This window comes from Tropicibacter naphthalenivorans, assembly GCF_900176475.1.
In the GTDB taxonomy this organism is placed as follows: Bacteria; Pseudomonadota; Alphaproteobacteria; order Rhodobacterales; family Rhodobacteraceae; genus Tropicibacter; species Tropicibacter naphthalenivorans.
The window spans coordinates 147,543-161,125 of sequence record NZ_FWXX01000006.1; the positions used below are offsets into that span (position 1 = coordinate 147,543).

Annotated in this window: 13 protein-coding genes and 1 riboswitch; of the genes, 1 reads left to right on the forward strand and 12 read right to left on the reverse strand. The window is 67.7% G+C overall.

The window, feature by feature from the left end:
* Positions 1 to 2: 2 nt before the first annotated feature.
* The 7 genes from B9A11_RS13860 to B9A11_RS13890 all read right to left on the reverse strand — a co-directional run bounded on the left by B9A11_RS13860 (position 3) and on the right by B9A11_RS13890 (position 6,326).
* Positions 3 to 788, reverse strand: a complete 786-nt coding sequence (locus B9A11_RS13860) for a DUF4198 domain-containing protein (RefSeq protein WP_058248635.1) — start codon at positions 786 to 788, stop codon at positions 3 to 5.
* A 131-nt stretch (positions 789 to 919) separates the two neighbouring features.
* A riboswitch (cobalamin riboswitch) is annotated at positions 920 to 1,121 on the reverse strand.
* A 66-nt stretch (positions 1,122 to 1,187) separates the two neighbouring features.
* Positions 1,188 to 1,931 carry a precorrin-6A synthase (deacetylating) gene (gene cobF, locus B9A11_RS13865; protein WP_058248636.1) on the reverse strand — a complete coding sequence of 248 codons (744 nt, stop codon included), beginning with the start codon at positions 1,929 to 1,931 and terminating at the stop codon, positions 1,188 to 1,190.
* Entirely contained in the window at positions 1,928 to 2,665 is a 738-nt protein-coding gene (gene cobA, locus B9A11_RS13870; RefSeq protein ID WP_058248637.1) for a uroporphyrinogen-III C-methyltransferase, read from the reverse strand. The genes cobF and cobA overlap by 4 nt, the downstream gene beginning before the upstream one ends.
* Complete coding sequence (locus tag B9A11_RS13875; protein ID WP_058248731.1) at positions 2,662 to 3,978, reverse strand: cobyrinate a,c-diamide synthase; 1,317 nt, start codon at positions 3,976 to 3,978, stop codon at positions 2,662 to 2,664. Before B9A11_RS13875 ends, cobA begins: the two co-directional genes overlap by 4 nt.
* Positions 3,971 to 4,765 carry a precorrin-4 C(11)-methyltransferase gene (cobM, locus tag B9A11_RS13880; RefSeq protein WP_058248638.1) on the reverse strand — a complete coding sequence of 265 codons (795 nt, stop codon included), beginning with the start codon at positions 4,763 to 4,765 and terminating at the stop codon, positions 3,971 to 3,973. The genes B9A11_RS13875 and cobM overlap by 8 nt, the downstream gene beginning before the upstream one ends.
* Entirely contained in the window at positions 4,762 to 5,145 is a 384-nt protein-coding gene (locus B9A11_RS13885) for a cobalamin biosynthesis protein (RefSeq protein ID WP_370736543.1), read from the reverse strand. Before B9A11_RS13885 ends, cobM begins: the two co-directional genes overlap by 4 nt.
* Positions 5,127 to 6,326: a bifunctional cobalt-precorrin-7 (C(5))-methyltransferase/cobalt-precorrin-6B (C(15))-methyltransferase gene (locus tag B9A11_RS13890; protein WP_058248640.1), complete on the reverse strand. Its 1,200-nt coding sequence runs from the start codon at positions 6,324 to 6,326 to the stop codon at positions 5,127 to 5,129. Before B9A11_RS13890 ends, B9A11_RS13885 begins: the two co-directional genes overlap by 19 nt.
* Here B9A11_RS13890 and B9A11_RS13895 point away from each other — a divergent pair.
* Entirely contained in the window at positions 6,325 to 7,080 is a 756-nt protein-coding gene (locus B9A11_RS13895; RefSeq protein WP_058248641.1) for a cobalt-precorrin-6A reductase, read from the forward strand. The two genes, B9A11_RS13890 and B9A11_RS13895, sit on opposite strands and share 2 nt — an antisense overlap.
* Here B9A11_RS13895 and cobJ read toward each other — a convergent pair.
* The 5 genes from cobJ to cobN are packed head-to-tail and all read right to left on the reverse strand — an operon-like array spanning position 7,053 to position 13,579.
* Complete coding sequence (gene cobJ, locus B9A11_RS13900) at positions 7,053 to 7,805, reverse strand: precorrin-3B C(17)-methyltransferase (protein WP_058248642.1); 753 nt, start codon at positions 7,803 to 7,805, stop codon at positions 7,053 to 7,055. The two genes, B9A11_RS13895 and cobJ, sit on opposite strands and share 28 nt — an antisense overlap.
* Positions 7,802 to 8,530, reverse strand: a complete 729-nt coding sequence (gene cobI, locus B9A11_RS13905; protein WP_058248643.1) for a precorrin-2 C(20)-methyltransferase — start codon at positions 8,528 to 8,530, stop codon at positions 7,802 to 7,804. Before cobI ends, cobJ begins: the two co-directional genes overlap by 4 nt.
* A complete protein-coding gene (locus tag B9A11_RS13910) occupies positions 8,527 to 9,156 on the reverse strand; it encodes a precorrin-8X methylmutase (RefSeq protein ID WP_058248644.1) in 630 nt (209 codons plus the stop codon). The genes cobI and B9A11_RS13910 overlap by 4 nt, the downstream gene beginning before the upstream one ends.
* 5 nt (positions 9,157 to 9,161) lie before the next feature.
* Positions 9,162 to 10,283: a cobalamin biosynthesis protein CobG gene (locus B9A11_RS13915; protein ID WP_234988853.1), complete on the reverse strand. Its 1,122-nt coding sequence runs from the start codon at positions 10,281 to 10,283 to the stop codon at positions 9,162 to 9,164.
* The gene (gene cobN / locus B9A11_RS13920; RefSeq protein WP_058248645.1) at positions 10,280 to 13,579 is read right to left on the reverse strand and encodes a cobaltochelatase subunit CobN; all 3,300 of its coding nucleotides are present in this window, start codon (positions 13,577 to 13,579) and stop codon (positions 10,280 to 10,282) included. Before cobN ends, B9A11_RS13915 begins: the two co-directional genes overlap by 4 nt.
* Positions 13,580 to 13,583 lie beyond the last annotated feature (4 nt).

The window sequence follows — 13,583 nt, forward strand, 5'->3', positions numbered from 1 at the left end:
TCCTATTGCATGTCCCAGGCGCGGACCCAGATGACCGCGTCTTGGCTCAGTTCAACCCCGTCGTGTTCGGTCTGCGGTCCAACCCCCAGCGCGGCAAAGCCCCAATGCCCGGCCCGCGGCACGGCAAAGCTAAAGTACCCGTTTGCGTCGGATTTGATCACGATGGCGCCGCCCGGCATGGGGCCCACCACCGGCTCGGACACTTCGGCGCGGTCCATCTGCGGCAGGGCGGCCATGTATTCCACCTCGATCTCGGCATGCGGCACGGGCTGGCCGTCCGCCAGCACTCGGCCGGTGAAGCTAGACCCAGCGATCACGTTATAGGGCTTGGTCATCGGCAGGATTTCCGCAGGCAGGCCAAGCGCTTGGTCCCAGTCGGTGGGGATCTGGTTGCGGTTGAGGAACGCCTTGGTGATCTGCTGGATATAGATCTCTTCGGTCTCGTCAAAATACGGCTGCGGCACGGTCACAAGGATGTAATCCCCCGAGCGGCGCACCGGCACCGTGCCGTTGAACGCCGCGCCAGAGTTCACCGGGCTGGTGAAGGTAACGGGCTGGAGGGTGTCCAGCAGGTCCGTCCGCTCGCCCCGGTGGATGACGTAGAACGCCTCCGGCAAGGCCAGGTCCATCACCGGCCCGTTGTCCATCGGATGCCAGAACGCCAGCTTGACCGGCACCTCGCCGGGGCGCTCGATCATCGTGTTTTCAGTGTATTGCAGCAAGAAATGCGCATTTGCCAAGGCCGGGGCCATCACGGCCAGCGCAGATGCCATCAAGAGGCGTTTCATCATTCGATCCTGTCCAAGCGCCCTCCCCGGCGCGGATGCGTCTGAACGCCGTGGGACGCGGACCGAGACCGGACAAAAGCCCGAGATCGGCCAAACGCACACCCCGGCGTCCGGTGAATGCGCCCCGTTTGCCATGGGGCGCGTGTTCGGCAGGTCTCCTGACTTGCGGGTCTTGGCATTGGGCCAGCCTTCCCGGTCGAAACCAGTGGCATGTTTGGCCCTGCTCACCGCTCACAGTTGCGGGGGCAGTTGCAGATTTGACGCGTGGGCGCGCCGCACTACATTCCCTCTTTCGCCCGGTTGGAGGCCGGGACCGATCACAAAGTCGTCTTGCCAGAGACGCCCGCGCGGCGTCAATCGGCTTTTTGTCTCAGTTGCGGGCCGAAAACGACATCGGCGTCACGACGCCTCTTTTCGGCGCATCAGGTAGGTGTCCATGATCCAGCCGTGTTCCGCACGGGCACGCGCACGGGTCTCGACGATCTGTTGCGCGACCTCTTGGACCGGCCCGTCAATCAGGATCTGTTCGGGCATCCCAAGGAACGCCCCCCACCAGATATGCGCCTCTTCGCTCAGATGCTGAAAGCTGGACAGCCCGTCGAGCATGACAACCAAGGTCTCTGCCTCGGGCGGCCAGCCGTAATCGCGCAGGCGCCGCCCCGTGGTGATGGTCACCGGGCCGTTCACCGTGTTCAGCGGGATGCAATGCGCCGCCGTCAGCGCCTGGATCGCGGTGATGCCGGGGATCACGCGCAGCTTGGGCGCGGGGGTCAGCCGCGTGGCGATGCGCATGGTGCTGTCGTACAGCGACGGATCGCCCCAGACCAACAGCGCCACGGGGCCAGAGACCTCGACCCCTTGCAAAGCGGCCTGCCAACGGCGCGCGATTTCATCGTGCCACGCGATGACCCGCTCTTGGTAGGGCAGCGCCGGGTCGCGCACAGGGTATTCGAACGGCACCACCTGCGCGTTTGACCCCGCCGCGTCCAGCAAGGTCCGGCGCAGGCCCGCCAGATCGTCTTTGCCCTCGCCCTTCTCAGGCACGAGGATCACCGAGGCTTCGCGCAAGGCTTGCATCCCCTCACCGGTCACATGCGACGGGCTGCCGCTGCCAATGCCCACCAGCCAAAGGTCTGTAATCATAGGACATCCTCCGGCATTTCTTCGGCCAGCGGCCCGTACAGGATCAGCGCCGCGCTGGTGCCGACCTCATCCGCCAGTTGCTCGGCCAAGGCGGCCATGGTGGTGCGGGTGATCTTTTGCTCGGGGCGGCTGACGTCCTCGGCGAGGATCGCAGGCGTGTTCGCGTCCAGCCCATGCTCTTGCAGTTGCGCCAGCAGCTTGGGGAAGGTCCGCTTGCCCATGAACACCACGGTCGAGGCCTTGGGATCGGCCAGCGCGGCAAGGTTGGCATCATCGGGCAATTGTCCGGTCACGTCATGGCCGGTGACGAACTGCACCCGCCGCGCGTTGAGGCGCCGGGTCAGCGGAATGCCCGCCGCCGCTGCCGCCGCCACAGCAGAGGGGATGCCGGGGACCAGCTCGTAGGGGATTTTCTCGGCGCGCAGGGCGGTCAGCTCTTCTTCGAGACGGCCAAACAGCCCGCTGTCGCCGGATTTCAGCCGCACCACCCGCTGATGCGCCTGCGCGTAATCGACCAGCAGACGGCTCACATGGTCTTGCTTGGGCGAGGCGCGCCCGGCCCGTTTGCCCACGCCGATCAGGTCCGCACCGGGGGCGGCGTATTCAAGGATCGGCCCGGCGGACAGATCGTCGAACAGGATCGCGTCGGCGCGTTTCAGCCGGTCCACGGCCTTGAGCGTCAGCAGCTCGGGATCGCCGGGACCAGAGCCGACGAAACTGACAAAACCGGTCATGGCTGTTCCTCTTCGGTGATAAGGTGAAAGAAGGTTCCGGTGACATGCCCGCGGGTCGAGCCTGTTTCCGGGACAGGGTTGCCGTCGGCGTCGCTGACCTGCGCCAGCGGGGCGTCGGGCTGATCGAGGATCGTCGAGTAGTGGAATTCATGCCCGCGCAGCTTATGGCCCGCGTCGAACCCCGGCATCGGGGCCTGTAGCACCGCCTGACGATACCCAAGGTGGAACTTGCGCTTTTCGTAGCTGGTCACAAGGCCCAGCAAGCCCGCCATCTGGTGGCGCGTGCCGTCCTTGTCGATCAAGGCTTCGCCCAAAGCCATGTAGCCGCCGCATTCGCCGTGCACCGGCTTGGTCTGTGCGTGCTGGCGCAGGCCCGTCAGGTAAGTCTGCGCGGCGGCGAGTTTGCCCGCGTGCAGCTCGGGGTAGCCACCGGGCAGCCAGACGATGTCGGCGCTGGGGTCCGGAGCCTCATCTGCCAGCGGCGAGAAAGGCAGGATTTCCGCGCCCGCCGCCCGCCAACCTTCGGTCAGATGCGGATAGGCAAAGGAAAACGCCGCATCCTGCGCAAGGGCGATGCGCTGCGCGGGGGGCTTGGGCAAAGGCCCGCCTTGCCCGGTGCGCGCGCCTTTCGCAGCGGCCTTGATCGCCTGCAAATCCACGTGTTCGCGCAGGAAGTCGGCGTAGCCTTTGATCGCCGCCTCAAGGTCGGGATGCTCGACCGCCTGGATCAGGCCAAGGTGCCGCTCTGGCAGGGCCAAATCGCCGCGCCGGGGCAAGACGCCAAGCACGGGCAGACCCGCCTTGTCCATCCCCAGCCGCGCCAGCCGTTCATGCCGGGGCGAGGCGACGCGGTTCAGGATCACCCCCGCGAAGGGCACGTCCGGGTTGTACATCTTGAAGCCCAAAGCGGTCGCGGCGGCCGATTGCGCCTGCCCGCCCACGTCCAGCACCAAGACCACCGGCCAGCCCATGCGCTGCGCGGTCTCGGCGCTGCTGCCGTATCCGCTTTGACCGCGTGTGGCGACCCCGTCGAACAAACCCATGGACCCTTCAGCGACGCAGATGTCCGCGCCCTGCGCCTGTGCCGCAACCGCCCCCAGCAACCCCGGCCCCATGGCCCAGGTATCCAGGTTGAACGAAGGCCGCCCGCTCGCCGCCCGGTGAAAGGCCGGGTCGATGTAGTCAGGGCCGGATTTGAACGCCTGCACCCGCAGCCCGTCGTCAGCTAGGGCGCGCAGCAGGCCCAGCATCACGGTGGTCTTGCCCGTCCCCGACGAGGGCGCGGAGACCAGAACGCCCGGCATATTAGTCATCCCCATGGCTCCAGCTGGCCCATGGGCTTTCGGCGCTTTGCGGGCGGTAACGGCGGTCGTAATCGACAGCGTAGAGACAGCTTTCGTCAAAACCTTCGCCCGCCAGCGCAGGCCCGACGAGGATCAGCGCGGTGCGGGTGATGCCTTCGCCCAGCTTGGCGGCAATGTCGGACAGCGTCGCGCGCACGATCTGCTGGTCGGGCCAGCTGGCGCGGTACACCACGGCGACCGGGCAATCGGCGCCATAGGCGGGGGTCAGATCGGCCACCACCTTGTCGATGTTCTGCACCGACAGGTGGATCGCGAGGGTCGCGCCGGTGGCGGCGAAATTGGTCAGCGTCTCGCCCTCGGGCATGCTCGACGCGCGCCCCGGCGTCCGGGTCAGCACCACCGATTGCGCCAGCCCCGGCAGGGTCAGCTCGGCCCCCAAAGCGGCCGCGGCGGCGGCAAAGGACGGCACGCCGGGGGTCACGGACACCGGGATATTCAACGCCTTGAGGCGGCGAAGTTGCTCGCCCATGGCGGACCAGACCGACAGATCGCCCGAGTGCAGGCGCGCGACGTCCTGGCCTGCGTCATGCGCCGCTTTGATCTCGGCGATGATGTCATCCAGCGACATGGCGGCGGTGTTGACGATCTTGGCGTCCTTTGGGCAGTGGCCAAGGATCGCCTCGGGCACCAGCGAACCCGCGTACAGGCACACCGGGCAAGACGCGATGATATCACGCCCGCGCAGGGTCAAAAGGTCGGGCGCGCCGGGGCCGGCACCGATGAAATGAACGGTCATGGGGTCTCTCCAATGGCGATGGCGCAGGTGGCCATGCGGTCGGTGGATATCTGTCTGGGGGTCAGCAGCCGCGCGCCGGGGCCAGCGGCGGCAAGGGCGGCGGCTTCGGCAACGCTGCCGGTGGCAAAGCGGGCCTCGGCGGCGACGGAGTGTGTTTGCGTTTCAATCGCTTGTAGCGCGTCCTGCGAGACGGCGACGGTGGGCAGGTCCAACGTCTGCGCAAGGGATTGGAACACGGCAGAGGAGGCCTTTTCGGCAGCGGTCGCCAGATGCGTGGGCGCATGGGTTTGCCCCGCGCGCCTCAGCGCGTCGCGCAGGCTGTCCACGCCCGCCGCCTTGCGAAAACCAAAGCCCGCCACGATCATAGCGTCACGCTCCATTGCACGATGGGATAGCTGGCCTTCCAGCCGCGTTTCGGGCCCAAGGGCTGGGCAGCGGCCAGTTCAATCCGCAAAAGATCGCCGCCAAGGCGCGCATGAGCGAGCGTCACCAGCGCTTCGCTTTCCAGCGTTACGGCGTTGGCGACAAGGCGCGTGCCTTGCGGCAGGGTGTCTTCGAGCCACGCCAGCAAGCCTTCGGACAGCCCGCCACCGATGAACACCACGTCGGGCGGGGTCAGGCCGCTCAGCCCCTCGGGTGCGCTGCCGTGGATCACCTTTAGCCGGTCAACACCCAGCTTGGCGGCGTTGGCGGTGATACGCTCGGCACGGTCTGCGCGCGGTTCGATTGTGGTGGCGGTCAGGGTCGGATGGCTCAGCAGCCACTCGATGGCGATGGAGCCAGAGCCGCCGCCGATGTCCCACAGGTGCTCAAACGGGCGCGGCGCGAGGGCCGACAGGGTTAACGCCCGCACAGGCCGTTTCGTCATGGTGCCGTCGCTGTCGAACCACGCGTCCGCGCGGCCCGACGCCAAGGGCAAGACCGCGCCCGCGCCCTGCACCTCGACCGCGCAGCAGACCGGGTGGGAAAAGGCGACGTCGGGCAAGGCATCGGCCACCGCGTCGGTGCGGCGCATCCGCGGCCCGCCGAGGGCTTCGAGAACCGTCATGAAGGACGCGCCGAAGCCTTCGCCCGTCAGATAGTCCGCCAAGTCCCGCACAGCCGCGCCGTCGCGCAACAGCACGATCATCCGCGCACCGGGGGCCAAGGCGCTTCGCAACCGCGCCAAGGGGGCCGCGTGCAGGCCGAAACAGGCGGTCCGCTCCAACGGCCAGCCCATCTGGCTTGCGGCCAACGAAAACGTCGACGGACCCGGTAGGGCGACCCATTCCTGCGCTTCCAAGTGCCGCGTCACGCTGGTGCCCGCGCCGAACCAGAACGGATCACCCGAGGCCAGCATCGCCACCCGCCGCCCGCGCAAAGCGAGCAACTGCGTGACGCCATCCGCGAACGGCACCGGCCAAGCGATCCTCTCGGCGTCCAAGGCGGGCAGCAAAGACAGATGCCGCGGCGGTCCCATGACGATTTCGGCGTTTTTCAAGGCGCTTAGGCTTGCGGGCGACAAGCCTTGTGGCGCATCTTCGCCCAGCCCGATGATATGCAACCAAGGAGCGTCAGTCATGGAGCCAAACCTGCTTATTCTGGGCGGCACAACCGAGGCGACCGCCCTGTGCCGCGCCCTGCATGAGGCGGGGACCCGCGCGACCGTGTCGCTGGCGGGGCGGGTGGAACGACCCATCCGTCAGCCCTTGCCCTTGCGCGTGGGCGGTTTTGGCGGCGCAGAGGGCCTTGCCGCCTACCTGACCGCGCACAAGATCACCCATGTGATTGACGCGACGCACCCTTTCGCGGCGCAAATGAGCCGCAACGCGGTGGAGGCCTGCACCCTGACCAATACGCCGCTGATCGCCCTGACCCGCGCGCCGTGGACGCCCGAGGCGGGCGACGACTGGACCCGCGTGCCGGACATCGCCGGGGCGGTCAAAGCGCTGGACCGCGCCCCCGAGCGTGTCATGCTGGCCGTGGGCCGGATGCACCTGCCCGAATTCGCGCCCAACCCCCAGCATTTCTACCTGCTGCGGCTGGTGGATGCGCCGGACACGCCCCCCGATTTCCCCGACCACTTCGTTCAGGTCGACCGAGGCCCGTTCAGCTATGACGGAGATCTGGCGCTGATGCGCGCGCATAAGATCACCATGGTCGTGTCCAAGAACTCTGGCGGCACCGGCGCGCAGGCCAAGCTGCTGGCCGCGCGGACGCTGGGCCTGCCGGTGGTCATGATCGACCGCCCTGCCCTGCCCGCCCGCGCCGAGGCGCACAGCGTTGCCGAAGTTCTGGGTTGGCTGGATCATACGCCCACCGACCTCGGGGTGTAGACGATGGGCGCGCCGTCGCGCTCGATGATCCGCGTGTTGGACGCGCCGACGATCACCATGGTGCGCATGTCCGCCATGTCCGGCGTGGCCTGATCCAAAGGGACCACGCGGATCGCCTGCTCGGGCGTGGACACGGCGCGGGCAAAGATCACCGGACGCTGATCCCCGGCCGCCTCGTTAAGGATTTGCAGCGTTTTGACAAAGCCTTCGGGCCGCGATTTGGAGCGGGGATTGTAAAACGCCATGGCAAAGTCGCCCTCGACCGCCAGACGCAGGCGCTTTTCGATCAGCGACCACGGCTTGAGGTTGTCGCTGAGGTTAATGGCGCAGAAGTCATGCCCCAAGGGCGCGCCCGCCGCCGCCGCCGCCGCGAGCATCGCGGTGATGCCCGGTAGAACTTGGATATCCAAATTGCGCCACGCCTCTGGCCCCGCCTCGACCGCCTCGTAAACCGCTGCCGCCATTGCGAAAACGCCCGGATCGCCCGAAGAGACGACGACCACGCGCTTGCCCTCGGCGGCCATTTCCAGCGCATGGCGCGACCGGTCGATTTCCACCCGGTTGTCCGACGGATGCAGCGTCAGGCCGGGGCGCTCTGCCACCCGCGCCACGTAAGGGATGTAGCCCACCACGTCCGTCGCCTCGGCCAGCGCGGCGTCCACCTGCGGCGTCACCAAATCGCTTGCGCCGGGGCCAAGCCCGGCAATCTTGACCCATCCGCTCATGGTCTGCGCCCCTGTCCGTGCACGATGATGATAGAGAAATACGGCGTCACGCGGCCTTCGACGTCGGCCAGTTTGTGCACCGTCTGGTTCGGCATCGAGGCGTATTCCACCAGCCAAGCGTCGTCGTATTTGCCCGCCGCTTTCAGCGCGCCGACCACCTTGTCGATGTTGCGCCCGATCTTCATCACCACCAGCGCGTCGGTGGTCTGCATCCGGGCGCGCATCTCTGCCTCGTTCAGCGTGCCCATGAGCACGGTCAAGACGTCGTCACCCCAGGTGATCGGCTCTCCGGTCGCGGTCCACGCCGCCGCCATCCCGGTGATCGCGGGCACCACCTGCACCGGCACATGATCGCGCACGCGGGTGTAGATGTGCATGAAAGAGCCGAAAAAGAACGGGTCCCCTTCGCTGAGCACCACCACGTCCTCGCCGCCCTCGGCCAGCGCGCGCAGATGGGCCGACGCCTCTTCGTAGAAGGCCGACAGCGCCTGATTGTAGCGCGGATCGGTCAGCGGAATCTCGGTCGTGACGGGGTAGTCCATCGGGTATTCCACCACGTCCTCGCGCAGCAGCCCGTCGATGATCTTGCGCGCCTGACCCGTGCGCCCCGCCTTGCGGAAAAACGCCACGTGTTTCGCCCCGGTCAGCAGACGGTGGGCGCGCACGCTCATCAGGTCGGGATCGCCCGGCCCAAGACCCACGCCATGGATCGTCCCAACACTCATTCCGCGTAGCTCGCGATGGCGTTGATCGCCGCGACGGTGATGGCGCTGCCGCCGAGGCGCCCTTCGACGATCAGCGACGGGACCGGCTGCGCCTCCCACAGGGCGTCCTTGCTCTCGCGCGCGCCGACAAAGCCCACGGGGCAGCCGATGATCGCCGCGGGGCGCGGGCAGTCCGGGTCTTCGAGCATGTTGAGCAGGTGGAACAGCGCGGTGGGCGCGTTGCCGATGGCGACCAAAGCGCCCTCCAGATGGGGCCGCCACAGTTCCAAAGCTGCGGCGCTGCGGGTGTTGCTCATGTCCTTGGCCATCTGCGGCACGGCGGGATCGCGCAGGGTGCAGATCACCGGGTTGTCGGCGGGCAGACGCGGGCGCGTGACGCCTTCGGACACCATATAAGCGTCGCACAGGATCGCCGCGCCATTGGCCAGAGCGGCGCGCGCCGCGGTGGCGAAATCGGGCGACATATGGACGAACTTTTCCAGCCCCACCATGCCTGCGGCATGGATCATGCGCACGGTGATCGGCTCTTCTTCGGGGGTGAACCGCGCCAGATCCGCCTCGCGGCGAATGGTGGCAAAGGATTCCTTGTAGATGGCCGCGCCATTGGTTTCGTAGGTGTAGGGCATGGGCGTCAGAAGTCTCCGGACAGCAAGTCTTCGGGCGTGAGCCCGGTTTTCTGGGGCGTATCGCTGGCAAGGCCACGCGTCACGAGGTCAAAACGTCCCGCGTTCCCGACCAAGGTCAGATCGGCGGGGGTGGTGCGGGCGCAGCCCTTGGGGCAGCCCGAGATGTGCAATGTGCCGGTCACGCGCGGGGCCAGCGCGCGGGCGATGTCGCGCGTGGTCACCGAAGCCGAAGGGCACAGCGGCGCGCCGGGGCAGGCATCGACGCGGGTTAACGGGTCGTTTGGCACGGTCAGAAAGGCAGCGTCGCGCGGCATCTCGGCCCCTTCGAGCAAAAAGACCCGCCACGGGGTGACGCGCAAGGCGTGCGCCCCGGTCTCGCGCAGGGCCGCCGCGTCGATCTGGCCAAACGGCGCGCCGATCAAAACGCCCTCGGGCCGTTTGCCGATCTGCGGGCGCGAGGCAGAGGCGCGCGGCGCGGTGGTCTGCCACGTCTCGGGCAGCAAGTTCACAGCTGTGACAAGGCCCATGCGGCGGCGATCCGGCGTGCGGTGGGCGTTGAACCACTCGGCCATCTCGATCAGCGCATCAATCGCCGTCTCGGGCGTCACCGGACAGCCCAAGGCTACGCCATCGGCGCGCAGGATCAGCCCGTCGTCCGCGCGTTCAAACCGGAAATCCGCCGGGTCGCGCGTCAGCAAAGGCGCATCGCCGCAATCCACCGCAAAGCCGACCTTGGGCGGCAGCTGGGGCAGGTCCGCCAGCCGCGCCATCAGATCGGTGGTCAGGCGATGCGTCACATCCCCAGCCGTCCAGAACGGCGAAATCAGGATATTGCGCCGCCCCTCCAGGCCCGGATCAGCGTCCAGCAGGCCAAGCGCATTCAGCCCGTCCAGCAGCGCCGCATGATCGCCCTCGGCCACCCCGCGCACTTGCAGGTTCGCCCGGTTCGTCAGGTCCAGCGCGCCAGAGCCATAGCGGATCGCCAGATCACACAGCCCCACGACCTGCGCGCCGTCCAGCCGCCCGAACTGCGGGCGCACCCGCACAACCAAACCATCGGCGGACATCATCGGGCGGTAGGCTCCGGGGCACCAGCCCTTGACGCTGGGGGCGACTGCGGTGGTCATTCGGCGGCTCCCATCTGGGCAAGGACCGAGTTGCGGCGGGTCTGCCACAGACCGGCCTCAAGCAAGGCAGCAAAGCGCGCCTGCATGGCAGCGTGCGCCTCTGGGTTGGCTTCGCGCAGAAAGGCGTCGGTGGCCTCATCGCCCAAGGTCGCCTCGTGGTAGAGGTCGAACAGATGCGCCGGAACCGCCCGCGCCAGATGCGCAAAGCTGGCCATGTGATCAAGCGTCGCGGCGATCTCGGCCGCCCCGCGAAAGCCGTGATCCTTCATGCCGTCGATCCAAGCCGGGTTGGCGGCGCGGGCCTGCACCACGCGGGCGATTTCCTCAGTCAGGGACCGCGCGCGGGGGCGCGAAGGGTCCGTGTTATCAAGGTGATAGAGGTTGGCCTGCCCGCCCGTGACGCCTTGGGCCGCAGCAAAGCCCGCCTCATGCGCGGCGTAATCCCCGGCCAGCAACAGGTCAGTTTCCGGCAGGTCCTGAAGGTGGATAAAGCTGTCCGCCCCGGCGACCCGCGCGGCGATCCCTTGGGTGTTCTGCTGCGCCTTGTCGCCGTCATAAGCCCAGGCGCTGGCCCGCAGCCATGCCTCCCCGGCGGCGCGGCGGCCTTCGTCGGTGTAATCCTCGACCGAGGCGCCCATGCCCATGCCGAACTGCCCCGGCGCAGGCCCGTAAACGCGCGCCAGATCGCTGCGGCCCACGTAGGGGTTCCAGTCGGATGCCTCGTCGCGCGCCGCCAGCGCCCGCACCGCCTGCCCGAACAGCGCCGACAGCGTCGGAAAGACGTCGCGGAACAGGCCGGACACCCGCAAGGTCACGTCGATGCGCGGGCGGTCAAGCTCGGCGATGGGCAGCACTTCGATGCCCGACACCCGCTCGGACCCCTTGTCCCAGATCGGTTTGACCCCCAGCAGCGCCAAGGCCATGGCGAATTCCTCGCCCGCGGTGCGCATGGTGGCCGAGCCCCACAAATCGACGATCACGCCTTTGGGCCAGTCGCCTTCGTCCTGCAAATGGCGGCGCACCAGTTCCTGCGCCAGCGTCAGCCCCTGCGCATAGGCCGAGCGCGTCGGCACCGATCGCGGATCGGTGGTGAACAGATTGCGCCCGGTGGGCAGCACGTCCGAACGGCCCCGATACGGCGAGCCGGACGGGCCGGCCTCGATGCGTTTGCCATCCAAAGCGTCGAGCAAGGCCTGACGTTCGCTGGCCACGGCGGCTTCGGTGGCAAAGGGCGCACCGTCGCGCGGGGTACGGCCCCAGATGTGCAAGCCCTCGCCGAACTGGCTTTCCTTGATGTCACAGACAAACCGGTCGATGCGGGTGATCGCCTCGGCGGTGCAGCTGGCTTGGTCCAGCCCCAAATCCTGTTCCACCCCAAGGGCTTGCGCCTCGGCGCGGATGTCCGCTTGCAGACGATCGCGGCGTTTCGGGTCAAGCCCGTCAGCGTTGGAAAACTCGTCCAAGAGCGCTTCGAGCCGTGCTAGACGGTCGGGCGTCTCGGAGGCGCGCAAAGGGGGCGGGATGTGGCCGAGGGTGACCGCGCCGATGCGCCGCTTGGCCTGCGCAGCCTCGCCGGGATCGTTGACGATAAAGGGGTAAACCACGGGCAACGCGCCGGTCAGCCGCTCGGGCCAGCAGGTATCGGACAGGGCGACGGCCTTGCCCGGCAGCCATTCCAGCGTGCCATGGGCGCCGATATGGACCAGCGCGTCGGTCTGAATTTGCAGCCACAGGTAGAACGCCACATAGGCGTGGCGGGGCGTGCGCGCGAGGTCGTGATAGCTGTCGTCGCGAGTCTCGACGGTGCCGCGCTCGGGCTGAAGCGCGATGGTGACGTGGCCGCGCTGGGTGGCGGCAAAGTGGAAATGCCCGTCTTGGGTGTCGCCCTCGGGGTCGCCCCAAGCGGTGTGCAGGTCGTCTTGCATCTGCTGCGGCAGCTTGGAAAGCGCGTCTCTATAGGCGCTTAGCGGCCAGCGGAGGGCGCGCGCCTTGAGCGCATCGGGCAAAGGCGTGGCGTCCGTATCCACCGCATAGCCCGCGCCCTGAAGGTCCGAAAGGATCGCCTCGGTGGAGGCCAGCGCGTCAAGGCCAACCGCGTGGCCCATGTTCCAATCTTTGCCCGGATAGGTTGACAGGATCACCGCAAGACGGCGGTCGGCGGCAGGCTTTGCCGCCAGCCCCATCCAGCCCAGCACCCGATCGGCAATGGCGCTGATCCGCTCGGGATCGGGGCGGTGGGCGTAGCGCGAGAATTGCAGATCGGGGTCGCGTGGCGCGGGTTCCTTGAAGGACGCAACGCCCGCCAGAACGCGCCCGTCCACCTCGGGCAGGACCACGTGCATGGCGAGGTCGGCGGGGGACAAGCCGCGCTCTGCCTCCGCCCATGCCTCGCGAGTCGAGGTGGCCAAAGCCACTTGGAAAACAGGGACTTCGCCCGCATCCAAGGGAGACGTGCCGCTGTCGCCTTTGCCGGAAAACGCCGTGGCGTTGAGGATCGCGGCGGGGCGCAAAGCGCGCACTTGGCGGCGCAGCCATCCGGCCACGTCGGGCGCTTTTAACGTCGGCGCGAACAGCGCGATCACGTCGCAGCCGCGCCCCCGGAACTCCTCGAACAATGCGGTGATCGGCGCGAGGTCGGCGGCCACCAGATAGCTGCGGTAGAAGACCACCAAGACGCGCGGTTTGGCCGCCAAAGCGGCCTCTTGCCCCAGCGCCAGCACGGGACAGGCCGCGCCGGTTTCGGGTGTCCACGCGCCCACGGGCGGCAAGCCCTTGGCCCCGATCACCGGACCGGCATAGAGCCCCGCCGCCAGCGCCATCTGCGCCAAGGCCGCCTGCGCCGCGATCACCCCGCCGGTGTCGCACAGATGCGCCAGCCGCCGCAGGGTCGAGACTGGCAAAGTGGACAGTTCGTCCAGCCGGGTATCGACGCGCCCGTCAGCGGGCAAAACCGCCAAGGCAATCCCCTTGGCCTGCGCCAAAGCGTGGATCTGTTGCAGACCGTAGGGCCAGTACGGCACCCCGCCGATCAGCCGGATCAGGATACCCTTGGCGCCGCTAAGTGTCTGTTCCACATAGGTATCGACGGATAAGGGATGCTTGAGCGCCGCGATATTCGCCAAACGCAAGGACGGCATCCGCCCGTCGCGCCCGTCACCGCGCTGCCAGCCTTCGGCAAAGGCCCCGAGATCGCTGTCAGACAGCGACAGCACCACCAGATCCGCAGGCGTCTGCCCCAGATCGGTCGGCGTCTCGGTCTCTTCGAGCCCGTGGCTTTCGCGAAAGATGACGTGCATGGCG

Coding starts and splice junctions, on each gene's coding strand:
- cobJ (WP_058248642.1), bottom strand. CDS start 7,805: ATGAGCGGATGGGTCAAGATTGCCGGGCTTGGCCCCGGCGCAAGCGAT.
- B9A11_RS13915 (WP_234988853.1), bottom strand. CDS start 10,283: ATGACCACCGCAGTCGCCCCCAGCGTCAAGGGCTGGTGCCCCGGAGCC.
- B9A11_RS13890 (WP_058248640.1), bottom strand. CDS start 6,326: ATGACTGACGCTCCTTGGTTGCATATCATCGGGCTGGGCGAAGATGCG.
- cobA (WP_058248637.1), bottom strand. CDS start 2,665: ATGACCGGTTTTGTCAGTTTCGTCGGCTCTGGTCCCGGCGATCCCGAG.
- B9A11_RS13885 (WP_370736543.1), bottom strand. CDS start 5,145: ATGGAGCGTGACGCTATGATCGTGGCGGGCTTTGGTTTTCGCAAGGCG.
- cobI (WP_058248643.1), bottom strand. CDS start 8,530: ATGAGTGTTGGGACGATCCATGGCGTGGGTCTTGGGCCGGGCGATCCC.
- cobN (WP_058248645.1), bottom strand. CDS start 13,579: ATGCACGTCATCTTTCGCGAAAGCCACGGGCTCGAAGAGACCGAGACG.
- B9A11_RS13860 (WP_058248635.1), bottom strand. CDS start 788: ATGAAACGCCTCTTGATGGCATCTGCGCTGGCCGTGATGGCCCCGGCC.
- cobF (WP_058248636.1), bottom strand. CDS start 1,931: ATGATTACAGACCTTTGGCTGGTGGGCATTGGCAGCGGCAGCCCGTCG.
- B9A11_RS13895 (WP_058248641.1), top strand. CDS start 6,325: ATGGAGCCAAACCTGCTTATTCTGGGCGGCACAACCGAGGCGACCGCC.
- B9A11_RS13910 (WP_058248644.1), bottom strand. CDS start 9,156: ATGCCCTACACCTACGAAACCAATGGCGCGGCCATCTACAAGGAATCC.
- B9A11_RS13875 (WP_058248731.1), bottom strand. CDS start 3,978: ATGACTAATATGCCGGGCGTTCTGGTCTCCGCGCCCTCGTCGGGGACG.
- cobM (WP_058248638.1), bottom strand. CDS start 4,765: ATGACCGTTCATTTCATCGGTGCCGGCCCCGGCGCGCCCGACCTTTTG.